This is a genomic window from Mycobacterium sp. (genome assembly GCF_046091765.1).
Lineage (GTDB): Bacteria > Actinomycetota > Actinomycetes > Mycobacteriales > Mycobacteriaceae > Mycobacterium.
This window is the reverse complement of the sequence record NZ_JBJTCF010000131.1, coordinates 1-22,551: the sequence shown is the minus strand read 5'-3', so window position 1 is coordinate 22,551 and position 22,551 is coordinate 1. Positions and strand designations below refer to the sequence as shown.

Below are 22,551 nucleotides of genomic sequence, written 5' to 3'. Positions count from 1 at the left end.
TGAGGAACAACCGTTGCCGACCCCGGCGTTACTCTTGCCGCTGTGGACGATCTCAGCGACATCCGGCGGATCCGAGCCGAGATCCGTGATTTTCGTAGTGCAACGACGGCGAGTTTCAACGCTCATCGACAGGACTTCGTCGACCTACGCAGTCACGTCGATCAGCGCTTCGAGCAGATCGATCGCGGGTTCGAGCAGGTCGACCGCGGATTCGCCGAGATGCGAGGCAAGCTTGACGCGTCCGCTGCAGGCCAGCAGCGGATCGTGGAACTGATCGAGTCGCTGATCGACCAGCAGGACCGCTAGACCGGCCCGTTGTTCAGGATTCTGTTCTTCTCCCCACGCATCGCCCCCAACACCGGCAATGCGATCCGAATGGTCGCGGCGACCGGGTGCGAGTTGCACCTGGTCGAACCGCTGGGTTTCGACCTGTCCGAATCCAGGGTGCGTCGCGCCGGGCTGGACTACCACGACCTGGCGTCGGTGAGTGTGCACGGCTGCCTGCAGGACGCCTGGGCGGCGATCGGACCGGCGCGGGTCTTCGCGTTCACCGCCCATGCCCGGACCTCGTTCGCCGACATCGACTACCGGCCCGGCGACGTCCTGCTGTTCGGACCCGAGCCCGACGGCCTCGATGAGGCGACCCTGGCCGACCCGCGCATCACCGCGCGGGTGCGCATCCCGATGCTCGCTGGGCGGCGTTCACTGAACCTGTCCAACGCCGCGGCCGTCGCCGCCTACGAGGCGTGGCGGCAACTCGGCTACGCCGGCTCGGTGTGACTACCAGCTGTCCCAGTGGGTGAGCTGCTCGGCGGGCAGCCGCTTGGCCGGTTTGAAGTCGGTGCCCTTGGTGTAGGCGATCGGGAACAGCCCACCCTGGGTGTAGCGCTCATAGGGGATGCCGAGCAACTCGGCCGCCTGCTTCTCGCCCTCCCCGATCAGGTGCAACGTGGTCCACGCGGTTCCCAATCCGCGCTCACGCAGCGCGAGCATGTAGCTCCACACCGCCGGTAGCAGCGATCCCCAGAACGACGCCTGCACGCCGGCCTCGGCGCGCTCGACGCGTCCCTCCAGCAGTGGGATCAGCATGACCGGCGCCCGCTCGAGGTTCTCGTTGAGATACATCGCCGAGTTCATCACCGAATCCATCTGCTGGTCGCGGATATCGCCGCGCACCGGCTTGGGCAGATTCAGATACGGGGTCGCGTTGGCGCGATAGATGTCGGCTAGGGCTTTCTTTTTGGCCGGGTCCTCGACGAACATCCACTGCCAGCCCTGCGCGTTGGATCCGGTGGGAGCCTGGAGCGCGATCTCGAGACACTCCATGAGAACGTCGCGCGACACCGGCTTGTCGAAGTCGAGACGCTTGCGAACCGAGCGCGTGGTGGTGAGGACTTCGTCGGCAGTCAGATCCAAGGCCATGGGGAAAGACTACGGCCGAGCAGAAGTGTGCGGCCGGAAAGGTTCAGCTGACGGCGCGAAGATGACGATGCGCGGGGTGATCGTCGTGAGTCTGGCTGTCGGACTCGTGAGCAACGACATCTGCCAGTCGGTCGGCCGCATCGGCGTAGCCGCGCTGACGCAAAATGGCGTCTGCGTAGGTGAGGAGTTGGATCTCCGCCATGCTCATCATGGCGCCCTCCCTAGTGTTGTGCCGGTGTTGCTCGTACCGGTCGGTAACCCGGTAGTTGTAAACATACCCGCATTTCTCTCGGGTTATTCCCGCCCTGCGTCTGAGTTGTGCAATTCTTTACATTTCAGCTGGTAGCACGGCATATTAGTATCGAATTAACAGCCAAATTCAAGCCTTTTCTTATCTTAATTTCAGGTACGGTTCTCTTTTACTAACGGAAATCACGGGATCGGGATCCAACGGCCATCGCAAGGGGGCGCATCCGCTCGGCCAGCACGGTCACCGCACCGCTCGCGTTCTGCACCCGACCGCGAATCAGCAGCGCCGCCGCGCCCAGCGCCAACCGGCGGTGCCGGGTCCACATTCCCGGCGTGCACAGCACGTTGACCATCCCGGTTTCGTCCTCGAGATTGAGAAACGTCACCCCCCGGGCGGTCGCCGGACGCTGGCGGTGGGTGACCGCCCCGGCAACCAGCACCCGGCTGCCGTCCGGCACCGACGCCAGTCCCCCGGCCGGAATGACCCCGAGTGCGTCGAGGTCCGCGCGCAGGAACTGGGTCGGGTAACTGTCGGCAGAGACTCCGGTCGCCCACACGTCGGCAGCGGCCAGTTCCTGCTCACTCATGCCGGGAAGCGCCGGGGCGTGCGATGCGGAACCCACTCCGGGTAGCCGGTCGGGACGCTCGGTCGCCGCAGCGCCGGCCGCCCACAGCGCCGCACGGCGGGTCAGGCCGAAGCAGCCCAGCGCCCCGGCGGTGGCCAGCGCCTCGACCTGAGGAACCGTCAGACATATCCGTCCGGTCAGATCCAGCAGCGAACGGTAGGGCCCACCCCCCTGGCGCTCACCGGCGATGCGACCGGCAAGGTCGTCGCCGATGTGGCGCACCGCACCCAACCCCAGCCGAACCTCCAGTCCGGCGTTCTCCAGTGTGGCGTGAGCGAGGCTCGCGTTGACACACGGCCGGTGCACGAGCACTCCGTGCCGGCGGGCGTCGGCGACCAGCGACTGCGGCGAATAGAACCCCATCGGCTGGGCGCGCAGCAGTGCGGCGCAGAACGCTGCCGGGTGATGCAGCTTGAACCACGAGGAGTAGAACACCAGCGAGGCGAAGCTCAGCGAATGACTCTCCGGGAAACCGAAATTGGCGAAGGCCTCGAGCTTCTCATAGATCCGGTCGGCGACGTCCCCGGTGATGCCGTGCCGTTCGGCCATCCCGGCGTAGAAACGGTCGCGCAAACGCCGCATCTTGGCGGTGGATCGCTTGGAACCCATGGCGCGGCGCAACTGGTCGGCTTCGGCCGGGGAGAATCCCGCGCAGTCCACCGCCACCTGCATGAGCTGCTCCTGGAAGAGCGGAACGCCCAGTGTCTTGCGCAGCGCCGGCTCCATGGACGGATGGTCGTAGGTGACCGGCTCGAGACCGTTGCGCCGCTTGATGTAGGGGTGCACCGAACCGCCCTGGATGGGACCGGGACGAATCAGCGCCACCTCCACGACCAGGTCGTAGAACACCCGTGGCCGCAGGCGCGGCAGGGTGGCCATCTGGGCCCGGGACTCCACCTGAAAAACCCCGACCGAATCGGCACGTTGCAGCATCTCGTAGACGGCCGGCTCGGAGAGATCGAGACGGGCCAGATCCACCTCGATGCCCTTGTGCTCGGCCACCAGGTCGATGGCGTAGTGCAGTGCTGAGAGCATGCCCAGCCCGAGCAGATCGAACTTGACCAAACCGATTGCCGCACAGTCGTCTTTGTCCCACTGCAGCACACTGCGGCCCGCCATCCGCGCCCATTCCACCGGGCAGACGTCGGCAATGGGCCGGTCGCAGATCACCATGCCGCCGGAGTGGATGCCCATGTGCCGGGGCAGATCGGAGATCTCGACCGCCAGGTCGACCACCGCTTCGGGAATACCGTCGACATCGGCGGCGACCGGACTCCAGCGATCGATCTGCTTGCTCCAGGCGTCCTGCTGGCCCTGCGAGAAACCCAGTGCCCGGGCCATGTCGCGCACGGCACTTCGGCTGCGGTAGGTGATGACGTTGGCGACCTGCGCGGCGTAGTCGCGGCCATAGCGTTCATAGACGTACTGGATGACTTCTTCGCGGCGGTCGGACTCGATGTCGATGTCGATGTCGGGCGGGCCGTCACGGGCCGGTGAGAGGAACCGTTCGAAGAGCAGGTCGTTGGCGACGGGGTCGACCGCGGTGACCCCCAGCGCGTAGCAGACCGCCGAGTTGGCCGCCGAACCCCTTCCCTGGCAGAGGATTCCGCTGCGACGGCAGAACTGGGTGATGTCGTGCACCACCAGGAAGTAACCCGGAAACCGGCACGCGGCGATGATCTGCAGTTCGCGCTCGATCTGTGCGTAGGCCCGCGGCGCACCGGCTCGCCGCCCGTACCGCTGCCCGGCGCCGGTCATGGTCAATTCGCGTAGCCAACTGTCCTCGGTGTGCCCCCGGGGAACATCGAAGGGCGGCAGCTGAGGGGCGATCAGCGTCAACTCGAAGGCGCACTGCTCACCGAGATCGGCCGCCGCGGTGACGACTTCCGGACATCGGCGGAACAGCTGCATCATCTCGTGTCCGGAGCGCAGATGCGATCCGCCCAACGGGGCCAGCCAGCCGGCCGCCTCATCCACCGACTGGCGGGCACGGATCGCCGCCATGGCCGACGCCAGCCGACCCCGACCGGGCTCGGCGAAATGCGCCGCGGTGCTCGCCACCACGCCGACTCCGAAACGCAGGGCAAGACCGGCCAGTATCGCGTTGCGCTCGTCGTCGAGGGGATGACCGTGGTGGGTCAACTCAACGCTGACCCGGTCACGGCCGAAACGCTCCACCAGATCGGCGAGGGCGGCAGCCGCCGCCTCCGGCCCGTCGGCGGTAAGAGCCTGTCGCACATGCCCTTTGCGACAACCGGTGAGAATCTGCCAGTGTCCGCCGGCGGCCTCGGTGAGTGCGTCGTAGTCGTAGCGCGGCCTGCCCTTGTGCCCACCGGCCAGATGTGCGGCAGCCAGCTGGCGGGAAAGTCGCCGATACCCCTCCGGCCCGCGAGCGAGCACCAGCAGGTGCGGTCCCGGCGGATCGGGCGCTTCGGTGCGCGCGGTTCCCGACAGCGACAACTCCGCCCCGAAGACGGTGCGCATACCCAGTTCTGCGGCCGCCTCGGCGAACCGCACCACTCCGTAGAGCCCGTCGTGGTCGGTCAGCGCGATCGCACGCAGATCCAGCCGGACCGCCTCCTCGACGAGTTCCTCGGGCGTACTCGCCCCGTCGAGGAAGCTGAACGCCGAATGCGCGTGCAACTCGGCGTAGCGAACCGCGCGATCCCCTGCGTCCCGAGGAGTCCGGTGCCCGGCGGGCGGGCGATAGGCACCGCGTTTGCGCGACCAGGCCGGGCTGTCGCTGCCGTCGGCGGGCGGTCCGGCCAGGCCGCCGGACGGCGGCGGTCTGCCGTTGAGTACCCGCTCCATCTCGGCCCAGTTCGGCGGTCCGTCGTTCCAGCCCACCCGGAGCAGTGTATAGAACATACGTTCGATAGAACAGGGGGTGATCGCCCCTTACGCTCACGGGGTGACGTCAGAGACCCATCCCGCCGAACCGCATGTCGGCGCCATCAACACCAAACTCAACTGGTTGCGCGCCGGCGTGCTCGGCGCCAACGACGGCATCGTCTCGGTGGCAGGCATCGTCATCGGCGTGGCGGCTGCCACCACCGATCGCGGCCCGATCTTCGCCGCCGGGATCGCCGGGCTGGCCGCGGGTGCGCTCTCGATGGCGCTCGGCGAGTACGTCTCGGTGAGCACCCAGCGCGACACCGAGCAGGCGCTGCTGGCCAAGGAGCGCCGCGAGCTCGCCGAATATCCCGAGGAGGAGTTCGAAGAACTCGTCGGGCTCTATCAGGCCAAGGGCCTGTCCCCGACGACCGCCCGCACGGTGGCCCGGGAACTGACCGACCACGACGCCTTCGCCGCGCACATCGACATCGAACTCGGCATCGACCCGCACGAGCTGACCAACCCCTGGCACGCCGCGATCTCCTCGGCGGTGGCGTTCACCACCGGAGCGATCCTGCCGATGCTGGCGATCCTGCTGACGCCGCCGGCACCGCGGATTCCGATCACGTTCGTCGCCGTGCTGCTGGCGCTGGCCATCACCGGCTGGGTCAGTGCGCGCCTGGGTGGCGCCGACCCGGTCCGCGCGACCCAGCGGGTGGTCATCGGCGGCGCGGTGGCGATGGCGATCACCTACGTAATCGGCCGGCTGATGGGCGGGGTCATATAGCCGGGGTCATCTAGCCGGGGTCATCTAGCCGGTGTACTCGGCGACCCCGTCGTCGAGCACGATCCGGCTTTCGGCTCCACCGGCGCCAGCGGCTCCACCGGCCCCAGCAGCCTCGGTCCTGAACACCGCCCGCCCGGGTTCGGTGCGCCAGATCGACGTGGTCAGCGTCTCGCCCGGGAACACCGGGGCGGAGAACCGGCCGGCCATCGCGGTGAGCCGCGCTGCCTGATTGCCGGCGAGTTCGGCGAGCAGCGCCCGGCCGGCGACGCCGTAGGTGCACAGCCCGTGCAGGATCGGCCGGTCGAACCCGGCCAGCTCCCGGGCGAACCACGGGTCGCTGTGCAGCGGGTTGCGGTCACCGGAGAGCCGGTAGATCAGGGCCTGATCGTCGCGGGTGGGCAGGGCGATGCGCGCGTCGGGTTCGCGGTCGGGGAACTGCGGTGCCGCCGGGCGTTGCCCGGGCTGGCCGCCGAAACCCCCGGCGCCGCGGATGACCAGGGTCGTCAGGGTCTCGGCGACGGGTTCGCCACTGTCCGGGTCGCAACCCCGGGCCCGCAGGATCAGGATCGCGTTCTTGCCCTCGCCCTTGTCCTGGATGTCGGCGACCTCGGCGACCACCAGCAGCGACCCGGCGGCCGGCAGCGGCGCGAACAGCCGGATCTCCTGGGAGCCGTGCAGCAGCATGCCGGGATTGAAGGAGCCGACCAGCGGCGCGGCAGCGAAGCCCATGCAGCAGATCACCGCATAGGTGGGCAGCACCTGCTGGGGGAGATCGTGGCTGTTCTCGGTGGTGAAGGCGAGGTCAGCGGTGCCGGCGCCGACGCCCAGGGCGTAGAGCAGGGTGTCGCGGTCGGTCCACTCATACAGCCGCGGCTGGGTCACCGCACCGATCGCCGTCGGATCGAGTGCCATCGGAGTCCTCCTGAGGTATCAACGGTGCCCGCCCGGGGATTCCACCGGGATTCCGCCCCGCAAGTGCGATCGACAAGGCACCCTAGTCAGCATGAACCTCTCCCGCCTCCGAACCGTGCTGGGGGCCGTCCTCGCCCTGCTGGTCCTCGTGGTGCCCACCGCCTGCGGCGGATCGTCGGCGCCCGGCGAGCGCATCATCACCCTGACGCTGATCCGCAACGCCGAATCGTTAGCCAACGAGGAGGGCGTGATCGAGACCGCCCCGCCGGGCCCGCCGCTCTCCCCGGCCGGACAGCAGCAGGCGGAGTCCCTGGCCAACCGGCTCAAGGGCAACGCCTACGACGGCATCTACACCTCCCAGTTGCTGCGCTCGGAACAGTCGGCGGCCCCGCTCGCCCGGGCACTCGGCGGGCAGGCGACGGTGCTGCCCGGGCTCAATGAGATCCCGGCGGGCTGGTTCGAGGGGTCCGACGAGGAGGTCTCCGCCGCGACCTACCGGATGCCGATGCGGGAGTGGCTGCGCAGCAACCGCGAGTTCACCATCCCCGGATCGGTCAACGGCGGGCAGTTCAACGGACAGTTCAGCGGGGCGATTCAGAAGATCTACGAGGGCGGCGACAACAAACCGGTCGCCTTCTCCAGCGGGTACGCCATCATGATGTGGATTCTGATGAATGTCCGCAACCCCAAGGACAGCCTGCTCGACGACCATCCGCTGCCCAACACCGGCTACGTGGTGGTCACCGGAAACCCGGTGAACGGATGGACGCTGCAGGACTGGAACGGCATCACCAACGTCTCCCCCGATACCGTCTGACGGGTGGGCGCCGACGCACACTTCGCGATGCCGCTGAGGGTGCGCTACGTCGAGTGCGACATGCAGGGCCGGGCGTTCAACGGCCATTTCCTGACCTGGGTCGACATGGCCTTCAGCGAGGCGCTGCGCGAGGTGTTCGGCAGTTATGACGCAGTGACCGACCGGGGTGTCGACTTCGTCGTGGCGGCAAGCGAATTGCGGTTCCGCACGCCCGCGAGGTTCGACGACGAACTGACGGTCGACGTCGCGATCGAGCCGCCGGGGAACACCTCGCTGCGCAGCCGCTACACGATCACCCGCGGCGCGCACCTGATCGCCGAGGCGACGATGACCCACGTCTGCGTGGATGCCACCACCTTCGAGAAGCAGCCCTGCCCGGGCTGGTTCCGCGACCAACTGGCGGCGTCGGCCGACGCGCGGTGACCCAGCCGGTGTTCGCCGACGTCGACACCGGCGTCGACGACGCGCTGGCCCTGATCTACCTGATCGCCAGCGACGACGCCGAACTGATCGGGGTCGGCGCCACCGCCGGCAACGTGGCCGTGGACCAGGTGTGCCACAACACCCTCGGGGTGCTGCAGCTGTGCGGGTCGACCGACGTGCCGGTCTCGCGGGGTGCGCCGGCTCCGTTGCGGACGCGGCTGGTCACGGCCGGGGATCTGCACGGGCCGAGCGGCCTGGGCCACGCGGTGCTGCCGCCGGCACAGCAGGGACCGGCCGGCTACGACGCCGCCGAAGCCTGGGTCCGGGCCGCGCGCGCCCACCCCGGAACGCTGGTCGGGGTGGCCGTCGCGCCGCTGACCAACCTGGCGCTGGCGCTGCGACGCGAACCGGCCCTGCCCGGCCTGCTACGGCGACTGGTCGTCGTTGCCGCGCGTAACGCCGACGTCGACCCACAGGCCGCCGACGAGGTGGCCGTCGCCTGGGACCGGCGGAGTCTGATCCTCTGCGACCGGACCCTCACCGAGCAGGCGGTGATCGACCCGGCGGTGCTGGACCGATTGACCGGGGCGGCGGGCGCGAGGACCCGGCTGGTCGAGTTCATCGACGACGCCGTCCGATTCCGTTTCGAGGTCAACCTCGGGCGCGGCGTCGGATATCGGGCGCACCTGCACGACCCGCTGGCTGCGGCGGTGGCGCTCGATCCCGCGTTGGCGGGCGACCCCGCGACGTTCGTCGAACGGTTCGTGGCGCGGGTCGGCGCGTTGGCGCGGAGCCTGGCTGACGTGAGACCTCACTCATAGGCGCCCTCCACGTGCCACCGGCGCTGCCGGTAACACAGCAGCAGCGCGCAGCCGTCGACGAGCACCTGCGCGCGGGCGATCGGGCCGTCGCCGCCGTCGGCCGGCCACGGCCCGGCCCACCAGCTCAGTTCGCCCCGGTAGCGCGAAGCCGCCCCGGCCAGCCGGGCCGGCTCGGCGGTGAACATTCCGCGGGAACTCACCCGCACCGGATCGCCCCGGGCGTCGAGCAGTTCGACCGGGTCGTCGACGAGCACCGCGGGCGCGGGTTCGGGTAACTGCCCGGGCCAGGGCCGGTCGACGGGCGCCCGGGGCACCTGTTCGTCGCCGAGCGGGGTCAGGGTGATGCGTTCGGCGGGCCCGCGGCCGCCGCTGAGCGCGGGCAGTTTCACGGCCTCGGCACCGAGCAGCCCCTGCACCCGCACCAGCGCCCGCCGGGCCCGCACCCGGTCCTCCTCGCCGGGGCCGTCCCACAGCGGAAGCTGCAGCGCCTCGGCGCAGATGACCTCCACCGGATGCAGCCGCAGCATCGTCACCGGGCCGAGCGCGCGGCTCCGGGCATCCCGGCGGACCAGCCAGCCGTCGAGCTGCCAGCGCACCCGGTCGGCGGTGGCGTCCTCGGTCAGCGGCTCAGCGCAGCGCCACACCCGGGTCAACTCCCCGCCGTCGGCGGTGACGGCGTGAACGGCCAGCCGGGTGCATCCCAGACCGGCCGCCGCCAGGCTGCGGTGCAGGGCTGCGGCCAGGGCCCGTCCGGCGAACGCGGCGGCGTCGACCCGGTCGATCGGCGGGTCGCAGTGCAGCACCGCGTCGAACTCCTCCGGACGTTCATGCCCCGAAGGTCCGCGCCCGGGTTCACCGCGAACCAGCCGATGCGCCAGCACCGCATCGGATCCGAACCGGGAGGCGACGTCGCGGCGGGGCAATGCCGCGAACTGTCCGAAGGTTCGAATTCCCATGCGCCACAACAGGTCCACCAGCTCCGATCGGCCGGTTCCGGACAGGCTGGGCTCACCCGCCAACTCCCTGATCGGCAGCCCGGACAGGAACGCCGCATCCTGGCCGGGTGGCACCACCCGTCCCGCCCGGGCGGCGAACACCGCCGTCGCGAGCTGATCGGCGATCCCCGCCTGGGATTCGGCGCCGGCCGCGGCGACCGCGTCGAGCACCCGTTCGGCGGCGGCCTGCTCGGAGCCGAAGTAGCGGGCCGCGCCCCGAAGCGCCAGCACCAGCAGACCCGGCCGCAGTATCTCGGCGCGCGGCACCACGTCGTCCACCGCGCCCGTCACGCCTTCGAAGAACCGTGCATCACGGGCGGGGTCGGCAACCGCGACGTGCAGCCCCGGGCAGCGGGCCTGGGCCTCGCGGCGGCGCAGGCCGCGCCGCACCCCGGCGTCGCGGGCCGCAGCCGAGCACGCGACCACCCGGTTGGCGTGCATGACCGCAACCGCGGCGGTGGGCGGCAGCCCGGCCGACGCCGCCGCGGCCACGGCCGGCCAGTCCATGCACCAGATCGCCAGGACCCGCGCGCTCATCCGCGCCCCAGCATCCGGGTCGCCACCCGCACCGCGCTGATGCGCCCGCAACCCGCCGCCGCCACGCCGGCGCGGCATCCGGGACCCGGGGTGATGTCGTACCCGGACACCCGGGCGTCCATCCGCATCGCGCCCTGCCAGTGCCCCTGCGTCACCAGCAGGGTGCAGCCCCGCTGCCGCGCGCGGGCCGCCAGGACCCGCGCCCGGGCCGCGGGCACCGCACGGCCGGCCAGGCCGAGCACCACCAGGTCCATCCCGTCCAGCAGCACCGCGGCCACCTCGAGCGGATCAGCGCCCGGGTCGGGGATCACCGCCAGCCGACTGAGGTCCGCGCCGCGCTCTGCCGCGGCCAGCAGACCGAACTGCGGCAGACCGACGACAGCGGCGTGACCGCCGGCGGCCGTCGTCGCGGCGACCATGCCGACCGGCAGCGACCGGGCGCCCGAAAGCACCGCCACCGATCCGCGCGGCAGCCCCCCGGAAGCGCGCCCGGCGATCGGGGCGCCCGGCGTTCCCGACATCTGAGCCAGCCGCCGGCGCAGCTCGTACAGCTGCTCGGCACGGGTGATCGCCGCCGTCACGGGCACCTCCGGGAGTTCGAATATACGTTCGAATATGAGTAAACGCCCGGCCCCCGACAGCGTCAAGGGCCCTCTGGCACCATGCTGGTCATGAACACTGAGCAGGCCGAGAAGATCGCCCACGCGGACGGCTTCGTCGCCGCACTGGACCAGAGCGGCGGCAGCACGCCCGGGGCCCTGCGGCTGTACGGAATCCCCGAGGACTCCTACTCCGGCGATGCGGAGATGTTCGACCTGGTGCATCAGATGCGCACCCGCATCATCACCAGCCCGAGTTTCACCGGCGACCGGATCATCGCGGCGATCCTGTTCGAGGACACGATGGACCGCTGGATCGCCGACCGGCCGAGCGCCGACTACCTCTGGGGGGTCAAGGGGATCGTGCCGATCCTCAAGGTGGATAAGGGGCTGGCGCCCGAGCAGGACGGTGCCCGGGTCATGAAGCCGATCACCGGCCTGAGCGAACTGCTCTCCCGGGCGGTGGACAACGGGATCTTCGGCACCAAGATGCGCTCGGTGATCACGCTGCCCGGGGCCGGCCTGCAGGCCGTGGTCGACCAGCAGTTCGAGGTGGCGCAGGTGATCCTCGACGCCGGCCTGGTGCCGATCATCGAGCCGGAGATCGACATCCGCAGTCCCGGCAAGGCCGCGGCCGAGGATCAACTGCGGACCGCGCTGCTGGCTCATCTCGACCGCCTCGGCGGCGCGCAGGTGATGCTCAAGTTGACCCTGCCCGACACCGACGACCACTATCGCGACCTGGTGGGCCACCCCGGCGTGATGCGGGTGCTGGCGCTGTCCGGGGGCTACACCCGGGCGGAGGCCTGCGCGCGTCTGGCGCGCAACCACGGCGTCGTGGCCAGTTTCTCCCGGGCGCTGACCGAGGGACTGACGGCCCAGCAGAGCGACGCGGAGTTCGACCGCGCCCTGGACGCCGCGATCACCGAGATCGCTGCGGCGTCACGGACTTAGGCGCTCGGGCGTCACTCCCACTCGATGGTGGCCGGCGGCTTGCTGGTGACGTCCAGTACCACCCGGTTGACTTCCGGGACCTCGTTGGTGATCCGCGTCGAGATCCGCTCCAGCACCTCGTAGGGCACCCGGGTCCAGTCCGCGGTCATGGCATCCTCGCTGGAGACCGGACGCAGCACAACGGGATGGCCGTAGGTGCGACCGTCGCCCTGCACCCCGACCGAGCGGATGTCGGCCAGCAGCACCACCGGACACTGCCAGATCTGGCCGTCCAGATCGGCCGAGGTCAGTTCCTCACGGGCGATCAGGTCCGCCCGGCGCAACGTGTCCAGCCGCTCTGCGGTGACCTCACCGATGATCCGGATCCCCAGACCCGGCCCCGGGAAGGGTTGGCGCGCAACGATTTCCTCCGGCAGTCCGAGTTCGCGCCCGATCGCCCGGACCTCGTCCTTGAACAGCAGCCGCAACGGCTCGACAAGGGAGAACTTGAGGTCGGGCGGCAGTCCCCCGACGTTGTGGTGGCTTTTGATGTTGGCGGTACCCGTCCCGCCGCCGGACTCCACCACGTCGGGGTAGAGCGTGCCCTGGACCAAGAAGTCCACCTGCTCGCCGGAGAGCAGGTCGCTCACCGCACCCTCGATCGCGCGGATGCACTCCCGGCCGATTATCTTGCGCTTGCCCTCGGGGTTGCGCACGCCCGACAGTGCCTCCAGAAACCTCGCCGCGGCGTCCACGGTGACCAACCGCGCGCCGGTCGCGGCGACGAAGTCGCGTTCGACCTGCTCGGGTTCCCCCGCGCGCAGCAGGCCGTGGTCGACGAATACGCACGTCAGCCGATCACCGATCGCCCGTTGCACCAGGGCGGCCGCGACCGCGGAGTCCACACCGCCGGACAGCCCACAGATCGCGCGGGCGTCACCGATCTGCCGGCGCACCTCCTCGACGAGCGAATCGGCGATGTTGGCCGGCGTCCACTCGGCACCGATCCCGGCGAAATCATGCAGAAAGCGGCTCAGCACCTGCTGGCCGTGCGGGGTGTGGATGACCTCCGGGTGGTACTGCACACCCGCGAGCAATCGCTTGCGGTCTTCGAACGCCGCCACCGGCGCGCCGGCGCTGGCGGCCACCACCTCGAAGCCGGCCGGCGCGCGGGTGACCGCGTCACCGTGGCTCATCCACACCGGCTGCGTCCCGGGCAGGCCCAAATGCAGCTGCCCGCCAAGGACATTGAGTTCAGTGCGACCGTACTCGCTGGTTCCGGTGCGATCGACGGTGCCGCCGAGAGCCTGGGCCATGGCCTGGAAGCCATAGCAGATGCCGAACACCGGCAGCCCGAGCTCGAACAGGGCGGGGTCGAGTTGCGGGGCGCCGGGCTCGTACACGCTGGCCGGCCCGCCGGACAGGATGATCGCCTGGGGGTCTTTGGCCTTGATCTCCTCGACGCCGGCGGTGTGCGGGATCACCTCGGAGAAGACCCGCGCCTCGCGCACACGGCGGGCGATCAGCTGGGCGTACTGGGCACCGAAGTCGACGACCAGGACGGGGCGCGGCGGGCGTGGCACCGGGACAGTCTACGGGCGGGCGACCGGCTGAATCGGCAGCAGGCGCAGCGCCCCGGGCGCCTCGGCGGGCACCACCGGGGAGCGCGGTGCGACCGGATTCAGCCGCCGGTAGGGCTGCCCCTGGGCCGGGCGCGGGTCGGCCTCTCCGTTGTTCGGCCACAGCGACGCCGCACGTTCGGCCTGGGCGGTGATCGACAGCGACGGGTTGACCCCCAGGTTGGCCGAGATCGCCGCGCCGTCCACGACGTACAGCGTCGGGTAGCCGTAGACGCGGTGGTAGGGATCGATCACCCCGTGCTCGGAGTCTGCGCCGATCGCCGCCCCGCCGAGGAAGTGCGCGGTGAGCGGGATGTTGAACAACTCGCCCCAGGTGCCGCCGGCGACGCCGTCGATCTTCTCGGCGATCCGGCGGGTGACCCGGTTACCGACCGGAATCCACGTCGGGTTGGGTTCGCCGTGGCCCTGCTTACTGGTCATCCGCCGCCGGCCGAACAGACCGCGGGCGGTGAAGGTCGTGATCGAGTTGTCCAGGTGCTGCATGACCAGGGCGATCACGGTGCGCTCACTCCAGCGCCGCGGGCTGAGCATGCGCAGCATCGAGCGCGGATCGCGCCCCGCCTGCTCGAGCAGTTGCCGCCAGCGCGGCAGATCGGTGCCTTCGGCCCCGGCCCCGTCGGTCATCAGGGTCTGCAGCAGTCCCATCGCGTTGGAGCCCTTGCCGTAGCGGCAGGGCTCGATATGGGTGTCGGGGGTCGGGTGGATCGACGAGGTGATGGCGACGCCGTGGGTCAGATCGAGATCGGACAGCGCCCGCATCCGCCCAGCCCCGACGATGGACTCCGAGTTGGTGCGGGTGAGCAGGCCCAGACGCTCCGAAAGCCGGGGTAGCCGGCCGGTGTCGCGCATCTCGAACAGCAGTCGCTGGGTGCCCCAGGTCCCGGCGGCGAGGATCACGTGGCGCGCGGTGAACGTCCGACGCTTCCTGCGAAGCCACCGGCCGGTGCGGCTCGTCTCGACGGACCACATCCCGTCGGGGCGCGGCTCGAAGCTGGTGACCGTGGTCATCGGAAAGACTTGCGCACCAGCCTTTTCCGCTAGCGCGAGGTAATTCTTGACCAGGGTGTTCTTCGCCCCGTGCCGACAACCGGTCATGCACTCCCCGCACTCGATGCAGCCGGTGCGTTCGGGCCCGGCACCGCCGAAGAACGGGTCGGGCACGGTCTTGCCGGGCTGCTTGCGTCCGTCGGTGCCGAAGAACACCCCGACCGGGGTCGGGGTGAAGGTGTCACCCACGCCCATTTCGTCGGCGACCTCCTTCATGATGCGGTCGGCATCGGTGAGGGTCGGGTTGGTCACCACGCCGAGCATGCGCTGCGCCTGGTCGTAGTGCGGCATGAGCTCTGAGCGCCAGTCGGTGATGGTCGACCACTGCGGATCCTCAAAGAACGGATCCGGCGGCACGTAGAGGGTGTTGGCGTAGTTGAGCGAGCCGCCGCCGACGCCGGCCCCGGCCAGGATCATCACGTTGCGCAGCAGGTGAATTCGCTGGATACCGTAGCAGCCCAGCCGAGGGGCCCAGAGGAACTCGCGCAGCCGCCAGGAGGTCTTGGCGAACTCGTGGTCGGCGAAGCGCCGACCGGCCTCCACGACCGCGACACGGTAGCCCTTTTCGGTCAGCCGCAGCGCGCTGACGCTGCCGCCGAAGCCCGAACCGATGATCAGTACGTCGACATCCGGTTGCATGACACCAGCCTAGGCGGTCAGCTGCCGACGGTCAGGCCGACCTTCTGGAACTCCTTGAGGTCGCAGTAGCCGGCCTTGGCCATCGAGCGGCGCAGCCCGCCGACGAGATTGAGCGACCCGAACGGATCGTCGGAGGGGCCGTTGAGCACGACGTCCAGCGGAGGTCGCTCACCGCAGGCCACCTCCAGCAGCGCGCCGCGGGGCAGGGACGGGTGCGCTGCGGCGGCCGGCCAGAACCAGCCGCCGCCCAGCGCCTCGGCCGCCACCGCCAGCGGGGTCCCCAGCACGACGGCGTCGGCGCCGCAGGCGATGGCCCGGGCCAGGTCTCCGGAGGTGTGGATATCGCCGTCGGCCAGCACGTGCACGTAACGGCCGCCGGTTTCGTCGAGGTACTCGCGGCGCGCGGCCGCGGCGTCGGCGATCGCGGTCGCCATCGGCACGCTGATGCCGAGTACCTCGTCGCTGGTGGTCACACCCGAGGTCGAGCCGTAGCCGACGATCACACCGGCCGCGCCGGTGCGCATCAGGTGCAGGGCGGTGCGGTGGTCGGCCACGCCGCCGGCGACCACGGGGACGTCCAGTTCGGTGATGAACGTCTTGAGGTTCAGCGGTTCGCCGCCATCGTCGCGGCCCTGAGTCACCCGCTCGGCGGAGATGATGGTGCCCTGGATGATCAGCAGATCGATCCCCGCTGACACCAGAACCGGCGTCAGCGCCCGGGCATTCTGCGGGCTGACCCGCACGGCGGTGGTCACCCCGGCGTCGCGAACGCGGGCCACCGCCGCCCCGAGCAGGTCGGGTTCCAGCGGGGCGGCGTGCAGTTCCTGCAGCAGCCGGATCGCGGCGCAGGAGTCGACGTCCTTCTCGGCGGCCTCGAGCACCCGGGCGATCTTGTCCTCGACGTCGGCGTGCCGACCGATCAGCCCCTCGCCGTTGAGCACTCCCAGCCCGCCGAGGCGGCCGAGTTCGATGGCGAACTCCGGGGAGACCAGCGCGTCGGTGGGATGGGCCACGACCGGGTTCTCAAACCGATACGCGTCGAGTTGCCAGCTCGTCGACACGTCCTTGGAGGACCGGGTGCGCCGCGACGGCACGACGTTGACGTCGGCGAGTTCGTAGGTCCGGCGAGCCGCCCGGCCCAGTCCGATATCAACCATGTCGTGCACGATTGACCCCCTCCGGCTTAGCGGGCGTAGTAGTTAGGTGCCTCAACGGTCATGGTGATGTCGTGCGGATGGCTCTCCTTGAGCCCGGCCGCAGTGATCTGCACGAACTGAGCGTGCTGGAGCGCCTCGATGGAGGCCGCGCCGGTGTAGCCCATCGCCGCGCGCAGGCCGCCGGTGAGCTGGTGGATGACCGTGGCGAGCGGACCGCGGAACGGAACCCGCCCTTCGATGCCCTCGGGGACCAGTTTGTCCTCGGAGAGCACGTCGTCCTGGAAGTAACGGTCCTTGGAGAAGGATCCGGACCCGGCCGCGCCGCGCCCCTGCATCGCGCCGAGCGAACCCATGCCCCGATAACTCTTGAACTGCTTGCCGTTGACGAAGATCAACTCGCCGGGCGCCTCGGCGGTACCGGCCAGCAGCGACCCCAGCATGGTCGTCGACGCTCCGGCGGCCAGCGCCTTGGCGATGTCGCCGGAATACTGCAGCCCGCCGTCGGCGATGACCGGAACCCCGGCGGGCGCGCAGACCGCGGCGGCCTCCAGGATCGCGGTGATCTGGGGCGCACCGACCCCGGCCACCACCCGGGTGGTGCAGATCGACCCAGGTCCCACCCCGACCTTGACCGCGTCGGCGCCCGCGTCGACCAGTGCCGCGGCGGCGGCGCGGGTGGCGACGTTGCCGCCGACCACTTCTACTTTGCTGCCGACTTCGGCCTTGAGCTTGCCGACCATGTCGAGCACGAGGCGGTTGTGCGCGTGGGCGGTGTCGACCACCAGGATGTCGACGCCCGCGTCGACCAGTGCCATGGCCCGGTCCCAGGCGTCCTCGCCGACACCGACGGCGGCGCCGACCAGCAGCCGACCGTCGCTGTCCTTGGTTGCCAGCGGGTGCTGCTCGGTCTTGACGAAGTCCTTGACGGTGATCAGCCCGGTGAGCCGGCCCCGGCCGTCGATGATCGGAAGTTTCTCGATCTTGTTGCGCCGCAGCAGTCCGAGCGCGGCGTCGGCGCTGACGCCTTCCTGAGCGGTGATCAGCGGCGCCTTGGTCATCACCTCCGCGACCCGTTTGGACATGTCGACTTCGAAACGCATGTCCCGGTTGGTGATGATGCCCACGAGGGCGCCGTCGTCGTCGACGACGGGCAGACCCGAGATGCGGAACCGGGCGCACATCGCGTCGACTTCGGCGAGGGTGTTCTCCGGTGAACAGGTCACCGGATCGGTCACCATCCCGGCCTCGGAACGTTTGACCATCTCGACCTGACCGGCCTGCTCGGCGATGGCGAGGTTACGGTGCAGCACTCCCATGCCACCGGCGCGCGCCATCGCAATGGCCATCCGGGCTTCGGTGACGGTGTCCATCGCCGAACTGACCAGCGGCACCCTCAGCCGGATCTTGCGGGTCAGCTGGCTGGAGGTGTCGGCCGCGGCCGGCACGATGTTGGAGGCCGCCGGCAGCAGCAGTACGTCGTCGAAGGTCAGCCCCAGCATGGCGACTTTGTTCGGGTCGTCGCCCCCGGTGAGGACCGCGGGGCTGGTTGCGACCGGGATCCGGTCGGCGGCGCCTTCGGCGAGTGACATCGGTAGGGCCTCCATCGGCGGGCGGGGACTGGGCATCATCCTATCGGCTTGCCCGCCGGGTTCTCTGGCGCCGTATCCGGGGGCTGCGTAGTGTTGAGCCGTGCGCGATCATCTGCCGCCGGGCTTGCCGCCCGATCCGTTCGCCGATGACCCGTGCGATCCGTCGGCGGCGCTGGACGCCCTGGAGCCCGGTCAACCGCTGGACCCTCAGGAGCGTTCCGCGGTGGAGGCCGACCTCGCCGACTTGGCGATCTACGAGTCGCTGCTGGCTCACCGGGGGGTGCGCGGCTTGGTGGTGTGCTGCGACGAGTGCCAGCAGGACCACTACCACGACTGGGACATGTTGCGCGCCAATCTTCTCCAACTCCTCGTCGACGGCACCGTGCGACCGCACGAACCCGCCTTCGATCCGGAGCCGGAAGCCTACGTCACGTGGGACTACTGCCGCGGCTATGCCGATGCGGCCCTCGACGAGGCGACGACCGACTATGACAATTTGCGCTGACCGTTTGCGCTGACAATTTGCGCTGACAATCCGCGCTGACAATCCGCGCTGAGGGCTAGCCCGCGGATTCGGGTACCGGCACCACGACAGTCGTCGTGATGACCGGTGCCTGCGTGGCCGCCGTGGTCGGAGCCGCCGGTGCCGGTGTCGCGGCCGTTGGGGTAGCCGGCGTAGAAGCCGGCGCAGGGGCTTGAGCAGTGGCCCCAGTAGTAGCCCCAGTAGTGGCCCCAGTAGTGGCCGGCACCGTCGTGGTTGCCGGACTCGCCGCCGCCGGACTCGGCGCCGCTGACGCTGTGGTGGGAACAGACGTCGGCGCCGTCGCGGCTACCGGAACCGATGCGCTCGTCGTGGCTGCCCGTGTCGTGGCAGTGGCCGTCGTTCCCGCTGTAGTTGTTGACGCCGTCGTGGTCGGCGCCGCACTCGTCGGTGTGGTCGTGGCTGCCGCGGCAGACGTAGTCGTCGGTGTGGAGGCCGAAGTCGTCGGTGTGGAGGCCGAAGTCGTCGGAGCTGTCGTCGCCGCGGACCCCGTTGTCGAGCCCGCAGTCGAGCCCGCAGTCGAGCCCGCAGTCGCGCCCGCTGTCGATGCAGTGGTCGGTGCTGTCGTTGTCGGCAGGGCGGTCGGGCTGGTCGCGGGCGACGGCGATTCACCCAGCGGCGGGGTCTGCGGCACGCTGGTCGGCGAAGCCACAGCAGGCACCAGTTCGGTGGCCTCGGGCGGCACGGTGAAGGTGATGCCGGGTGGGACGGTCGCCTCCGGGTCGCGTTCGACGACTTTCGCCGACAGGTCGTTCCAGGTGTCGAACAGTTCCTGCTTCTGCTGTTCGTCGCCGATGCTGGCGACCTGAGTGCTCACCGCGACCAGTTTCTGCTCGGCCTGCTGCCAGTCGCCGCGGGCGATGAGGTCCTGGACCTGCTGCAGTTCGGTTCGAGCGGCCAGGGCGACCTGGTCGTCGCGCACCTCTCGGGGGACGCCGAACAACATCGTCCGCAGGCCGTAGAGGGGATCACCCGGTCCGGAGCCGGCGACGACCGCGCCGAACCCGCCGATGCACAGCATCCCGGCCGCCACCGCGCCGACCACGCTCAGTCCGCGGCGAGTGCGCCGCGCACCGGAGGGGCGCTCGCGGCGAACACCGGCGGGGCGTTCAGCCAGACCCGCGTTGAGCGCCGCGACCGCCTCGGACTCGGTGACCACGCCGGGTTCGGGGGTGCGCCTGACGTCATCGCGCCAGCCACCGAGCAGGGCCGCCAGCGCCGCATCGGCCTGGTCCTCGGGCGCGACCGGACGCCCGGCCGCCAGCGCATCCACGAATTCGTCGGTGCGCCGCACGGCGTCCAGCGAAGGCTCGCCCCCGGGCGAGGCGTTCGCAGGCATGTCAGGCCGCTCAGACATAGTCCGACCCCGCATCCAGCCCCGCCGAGGCAATCTCCGACTTCAACCGGGCCAGCGCCCGATGCTGAGCCACCCGGACGGCGCCGGGGGTGCTGCCGACGGCATCGGCGGTCTCCTCGGCCGACAGGCCGACCACGATGCGCAGCGTCAGGATTTCCCGCTGTTTCTCCGGGAGTACCTGGAGCAGCTTGTTCATCCGTGCCGCGGAGTCCGACTGGATGACCCGCTGCTCGGGACCGGACTCCAGCGAGTAGCGCTCCGGTACGGCGTCGGTGGGGTCGGAGCGGTTGCGGGCCGCCGCCCGATGGGCGTCGGCGACCTTGTGCGAGGCGATGCCGTACACGAAGGCCATGAAGGGACGGCCCTGGTCGCGGTAGCGCGGCAGCGCCTGGATGGCGGCCAAGCAAACCTCCTGGGCAACGTCGTCGGCTGAGAGGCCGCTGCGTTCCGCGGTACCGACTCGGGCCCGCACGTAGCGGACCACCACCGGGCGGATCGTCTCGACCACCTCCCGGAGCGCATCCCGGCTGCCGGCAACCGCTTCAGCGACGGCCGCGTCGAGACGTTCTCCCGGAATGGTCATCGACGAGGGCATCTCCAACGTTACGTACCGGATATCGCCGGAAGCGGTGTTGACCACGACAATATCGGCCTGACCGGGGATGGACGGTTAGCGACGGCTCCAACGACCGCCGTGGCGCGTGATGAAGGCGGCACTGCGGTCACGGATGTCGGCGATCTCGGAGTCGGAGTAGGACCCGCCCCCGATGTCGGCGAGCAGACAGCCCAGCGCCCAGGTCAGCGGGACCAGTCCGTGCTCGCGGGTGTCGGCCAGAGCCGACTCGGCAACCGTGCGGGACAGCGCGATATCGCCCGCGCAGCAGAGCGCAGCGGCAAGCACGACATCGCTCTTGACGCGATGGCGCCGCAGCGCCGGCAGCGCCTGCTCGGCCAGGTCGACGCCGCGCCGGGCATGGCCGACGGCCTCGGCACCCGCCCCTGCGGCCATCGCCAATTCGGCGTGCACCCAGGCCAGCCGGATCGCCAGCCGGGCCGGTGGCGCCTGCGCCCGGCCCAGCAGGTCTACGGCGCGGCGCAGCAGGGCCGCCGCCGCCGCCAGCCGGGCCACACCGAGCGCGTCGGCGGCCAGTCCGATCAGGGCGTCGACTCCACTCTCCGCGTCGTCGCCGGCTCTGGCCCAGGCCCGGCCGTCCCAGTCGTGGGCTTGGCCGTGCCAGCCCTGCTGGCGAAGGAAGGATCCCGCGGTGCTCGCGGCCAGTGAGCCCAGCCTCCCGGCCGGGCGCAACCGAGCCAGGGCCGCCAGATCCGCGCGGGCGCTCGCGTAGCGGCCCTGCCCGCCGGCGGCGACCGCCCGCAACCACAGTTCGGCCGCGCTGCCGGCGGCGGGCAGCGGCCAGCGGCCGGGGTCGTGACCGAACGCGGCGTCGGCCAGCGTCGTCGAGATCATCGGGTCGCGACGGTATCAACCCCTCGAAATCCGGGTGTAAACAGTTCGTGGTCGTCGCGTTACGGCCATGTCAACTGGAGTGCGACAGATCGCCACTGTGGCCAGCCAGTCCGGTCGGGTGCAGGTCGAGCCATCGGGCGGCAACAGGTGAGATGACCGGCAGGTAAATTCGCCCGGAGCCCCGTGAAATCCGACACGGCCGGGGACCCTTGACGTGGTTTCCCTGCGACTCCTAGCGTTACGTGCACTGGGCAGTCAGCGACGACAGCTCCCGACATCATTCGTCGCATCATCGGGCGAAATACTCTTGGGGAGAAGAACTTTCAGATGCTTCAACCACAGCGCCTACCCGGACCCAATGCGGACTTCTGGGATTGGCAGATGCACGGCTTGTGCCGGGGTGTCGACTCGTCGGTGTTCTTCCATCCGGACGGCGAACGCGGCCGCGCGCGCGCCCAGCGCGAGGTGCGGGCCAAGCAGTTGTGCCGCAGTTGCCCGGTGATTGTGCAGTGCCGCGCACACGCGCTTCAGGTCGGGGAACCCTACGGAATCTGGGGCGGCTTGAGTGAGTCGGAGCGCGAGACGCTGATCAAGCACGGGACGTGCCGTCGTTCGGCGTGACGCCGGACCCGACGGGTAACTCTGCTTCGTCGACGCCGTCGTGAGCGCTGTCATCGGCGTGCGGCACCGGTGCCGGGCTGTCCAGTGCGATTAGTGCCGCTCCGGAGGCGAAGATCGCGACAAACACCAGGACCACCGCGAACGATGCTCCCCCGGCCCACACCGCCACCAGCATCACTGACACGCACGCGACCAGCCAGCGGGTGTGGTGCGGTGTGACCCACCAGGTGCGGCCGGGGGGCCACGGCAGTCTCCTACCGGTCAATTCGGCGGCTCTGTGCGAACCGACCCCAGGTAGTAGACCTCGCGACCGGTCGGATATCCGCCACCGTCGGTGGCGATGTGAACGTGGTCGAAGTGGTTGGCCGTCAGCGAGCCGTAGTCAGCCATCCAGTTGGGGGTTCCGATGCCGGGATAGAAGCCCTGCCGCCAGATGACGTGCAACACGCCCCAGCGTTTGGCGTTCGCCAGGGCGTAGCCGGCGATCTGGTTGCCGAGCTCGATTCCCTCGGGCGTGTCGGCGTTCGGGATCATGA

The 22,551-nt window shown here is 70.0% G+C and carries 24 protein-coding genes; 9 read left to right on the top strand and 15 right to left on the bottom strand.

Annotation, left to right across the window (positions count from 1 at the left end; all coding sequences use genetic code 11):
• Positions 1-42: 42 nt before the first annotated feature.
• Positions 43-306: a hypothetical protein gene (locus tag ACKOB8_RS14950; RefSeq protein ID WP_526378616.1), complete on the top strand. Its 264-nt coding sequence runs from the start codon at positions 43-45 to the stop codon at positions 304-306.
• Positions 307-315: 9 nt separating this feature from the next.
• On the top strand, positions 316-780 hold the full coding sequence (locus ACKOB8_RS14945) for a tRNA (cytidine(34)-2'-O)-methyltransferase (protein WP_526378614.1): 465 nt from the start codon (positions 316-318) through the stop codon (positions 778-780).
• Here ACKOB8_RS14945 and ACKOB8_RS14940 read toward each other — a convergent pair whose 3' ends face one another.
• From ACKOB8_RS14940 to ACKOB8_RS14930, 3 genes are all read right to left on the bottom strand, one after another.
• Complete coding sequence (locus tag ACKOB8_RS14940; RefSeq protein WP_526378612.1) at positions 781-1,422, bottom strand: nitroreductase family protein; 642 nt, start codon at positions 1,420-1,422, stop codon at positions 781-783.
• 43 nt (positions 1,423-1,465) lie between these two features.
• The gene (locus ACKOB8_RS14935; protein ID WP_526378610.1) at positions 1,466-1,633 is read right to left on the bottom strand and encodes a hypothetical protein; all 168 of its coding nucleotides are present in this window, start codon (positions 1,631-1,633) and stop codon (positions 1,466-1,468) included.
• Positions 1,634-1,844: 211 nt separating this feature from the next.
• A complete protein-coding gene (locus tag ACKOB8_RS14930) occupies positions 1,845-5,144 on the bottom strand; it encodes a DNA polymerase III subunit alpha (RefSeq protein WP_526378608.1) in 3,300 nt (1,099 codons plus the stop codon).
• Positions 5,145-5,208: 64 nt separating this feature from the next.
• Here ACKOB8_RS14930 and ACKOB8_RS14925 point away from each other — a divergent pair, with 64 nt between their 5' ends.
• Entirely contained in the window at positions 5,209-5,919 is a 711-nt protein-coding gene (locus ACKOB8_RS14925) for a VIT1/CCC1 transporter family protein (protein ID WP_526378606.1), read from the top strand.
• A 24-nt stretch (positions 5,920-5,943) separates the two neighbouring features.
• Here ACKOB8_RS14925 and ACKOB8_RS14920 read toward each other — a convergent pair whose 3' ends face one another.
• Positions 5,944-6,831 (bottom strand): MaoC/PaaZ C-terminal domain-containing protein, encoded by an 888-nt coding sequence (locus ACKOB8_RS14920; protein ID WP_526378604.1) that lies wholly within the window; start codon positions 6,829-6,831, stop codon positions 5,944-5,946.
• A 91-nt stretch (positions 6,832-6,922) separates the two neighbouring features.
• On the opposite strand from ACKOB8_RS14920, the gene ACKOB8_RS14915 reads away from it, so the two are divergent.
• From ACKOB8_RS14915 to ACKOB8_RS14905, 3 genes are read left to right on the top strand one after another with little or no spacing between them, the layout of a single operon-like run.
• The gene (locus ACKOB8_RS14915; protein ID WP_526378602.1) at positions 6,923-7,648 is read left to right on the top strand and encodes a histidine phosphatase family protein; all 726 of its coding nucleotides are present in this window, start codon (positions 6,923-6,925) and stop codon (positions 7,646-7,648) included.
• 3 nt (positions 7,649-7,651) lie between these two features.
• Positions 7,652-8,071 (top strand): acyl-CoA thioesterase, encoded by a 420-nt coding sequence (locus ACKOB8_RS14910; protein ID WP_526378600.1) that lies wholly within the window; start codon positions 7,652-7,654, stop codon positions 8,069-8,071.
• A complete protein-coding gene (locus ACKOB8_RS14905) occupies positions 8,068-8,892 on the top strand; it encodes a nucleoside hydrolase (protein ID WP_526378598.1) in 825 nt (274 codons plus the stop codon). The genes ACKOB8_RS14910 and ACKOB8_RS14905 overlap by 4 nt, the downstream gene beginning before the upstream one ends.
• Here ACKOB8_RS14905 and ACKOB8_RS14900 read toward each other — a convergent pair.
• On the bottom strand, positions 8,883-10,424 hold the full coding sequence (locus tag ACKOB8_RS14900) for a DNA polymerase Y family protein (RefSeq protein WP_526378596.1): 1,542 nt from the start codon (positions 10,422-10,424) through the stop codon (positions 8,883-8,885). The genes ACKOB8_RS14905 and ACKOB8_RS14900 overlap by 10 nt on opposite strands.
• Entirely contained in the window at positions 10,421-11,005 is a 585-nt protein-coding gene (gene imuA' / locus ACKOB8_RS14895) for a DnaE2-dependent mutagenesis accessory factor ImuA' (protein ID WP_526378688.1), read from the bottom strand. The genes ACKOB8_RS14900 and imuA' overlap by 4 nt, the downstream gene beginning before the upstream one ends.
• Before the next feature lie 90 nt (positions 11,006-11,095).
• Here imuA' and ACKOB8_RS14890 point away from each other — a divergent pair, with 90 nt between their 5' ends.
• Positions 11,096-11,977: a fructose bisphosphate aldolase gene (locus tag ACKOB8_RS14890; protein ID WP_526378594.1), complete on the top strand. Its 882-nt coding sequence runs from the start codon at positions 11,096-11,098 to the stop codon at positions 11,975-11,977.
• Between the two features lie 11 nt (positions 11,978-11,988).
• On the opposite strand, the gene guaA is transcribed toward ACKOB8_RS14890, so the two are convergent.
• Genes guaA through guaB form a run of 4 tightly spaced genes read right to left on the bottom strand, consistent with a single transcriptional unit; the run spans position 11,989 to position 18,028 of the window.
• On the bottom strand, positions 11,989-13,539 hold the full coding sequence (gene guaA / locus ACKOB8_RS14885; protein ID WP_526378592.1) for a glutamine-hydrolyzing GMP synthase: 1,551 nt from the start codon (positions 13,537-13,539) through the stop codon (positions 11,989-11,991).
• A 9-nt stretch (positions 13,540-13,548) separates the two neighbouring features.
• Positions 13,549-15,282, bottom strand: a complete 1,734-nt coding sequence (locus ACKOB8_RS14880) for a GMC oxidoreductase (protein ID WP_526378590.1) — start codon at positions 15,280-15,282, stop codon at positions 13,549-13,551.
• Positions 15,283-15,299: 17 nt separating this feature from the next.
• A complete protein-coding gene (locus ACKOB8_RS14875; protein WP_526378686.1) occupies positions 15,300-16,439 on the bottom strand; it encodes a GuaB3 family IMP dehydrogenase-related protein in 1,140 nt (379 codons plus the stop codon).
• Positions 16,440-16,465: 26 nt separating this feature from the next.
• The gene (guaB, locus tag ACKOB8_RS14870; protein ID WP_526378684.1) at positions 16,466-18,028 is read right to left on the bottom strand and encodes an IMP dehydrogenase; all 1,563 of its coding nucleotides are present in this window, start codon (positions 18,026-18,028) and stop codon (positions 16,466-16,468) included.
• 100 nt (positions 18,029-18,128) lie between these two features.
• On the opposite strand from guaB, the gene ACKOB8_RS14865 reads away from it, so the two are divergent.
• The gene (locus tag ACKOB8_RS14865) at positions 18,129-18,533 is read left to right on the top strand and encodes a DUF5319 family protein (protein ID WP_526378588.1); all 405 of its coding nucleotides are present in this window, start codon (positions 18,129-18,131) and stop codon (positions 18,531-18,533) included.
• A 55-nt stretch (positions 18,534-18,588) separates the two neighbouring features.
• On the opposite strand, the gene ACKOB8_RS14860 is transcribed toward ACKOB8_RS14865, so the two are convergent.
• The 3 genes from ACKOB8_RS14860 to ACKOB8_RS14850 all read right to left on the bottom strand — a co-directional run bounded on the left by ACKOB8_RS14860 (position 18,589) and on the right by ACKOB8_RS14850 (position 21,394).
• Positions 18,589-19,908: an anti-sigma-D factor RsdA gene (locus tag ACKOB8_RS14860; protein WP_526378586.1), complete on the bottom strand. Its 1,320-nt coding sequence runs from the start codon at positions 19,906-19,908 to the stop codon at positions 18,589-18,591.
• A 10-nt stretch (positions 19,909-19,918) separates the two neighbouring features.
• A complete protein-coding gene (locus ACKOB8_RS14855; RefSeq protein ID WP_526378682.1) occupies positions 19,919-20,509 on the bottom strand; it encodes an RNA polymerase sigma factor in 591 nt (196 codons plus the stop codon).
• 87 nt (positions 20,510-20,596) lie between these two features.
• Positions 20,597-21,394 carry a hypothetical protein gene (locus ACKOB8_RS14850; RefSeq protein ID WP_526378584.1) on the bottom strand — a complete coding sequence of 266 codons (798 nt, stop codon included), beginning with the start codon at positions 21,392-21,394 and terminating at the stop codon, positions 20,597-20,599.
• A 327-nt stretch (positions 21,395-21,721) separates the two neighbouring features.
• Between ACKOB8_RS14850 and ACKOB8_RS14845 the strand changes: the two genes are divergently transcribed.
• A complete protein-coding gene (locus tag ACKOB8_RS14845; protein WP_526378582.1) occupies positions 21,722-22,015 on the top strand; it encodes a WhiB family transcriptional regulator in 294 nt (97 codons plus the stop codon).
• Here the strand turns inward: ACKOB8_RS14845 and ACKOB8_RS14840 are convergent.
• Together ACKOB8_RS14840 and ACKOB8_RS14835 are read right to left on the bottom strand one after the other, a co-directional pair.
• Entirely contained in the window at positions 21,984-22,199 is a 216-nt protein-coding gene (locus tag ACKOB8_RS14840) for a hypothetical protein (protein ID WP_526378580.1), read from the bottom strand. The genes ACKOB8_RS14845 and ACKOB8_RS14840 overlap by 32 nt on opposite strands.
• 77 nt (positions 22,200-22,276) lie before the next feature.
• The coding region (locus tag ACKOB8_RS14835) for a VldE C-terminal domain-containing protein (protein ID WP_526378578.1) at positions 22,277-22,551 on the bottom strand (275 nt) is incomplete at its 5' end.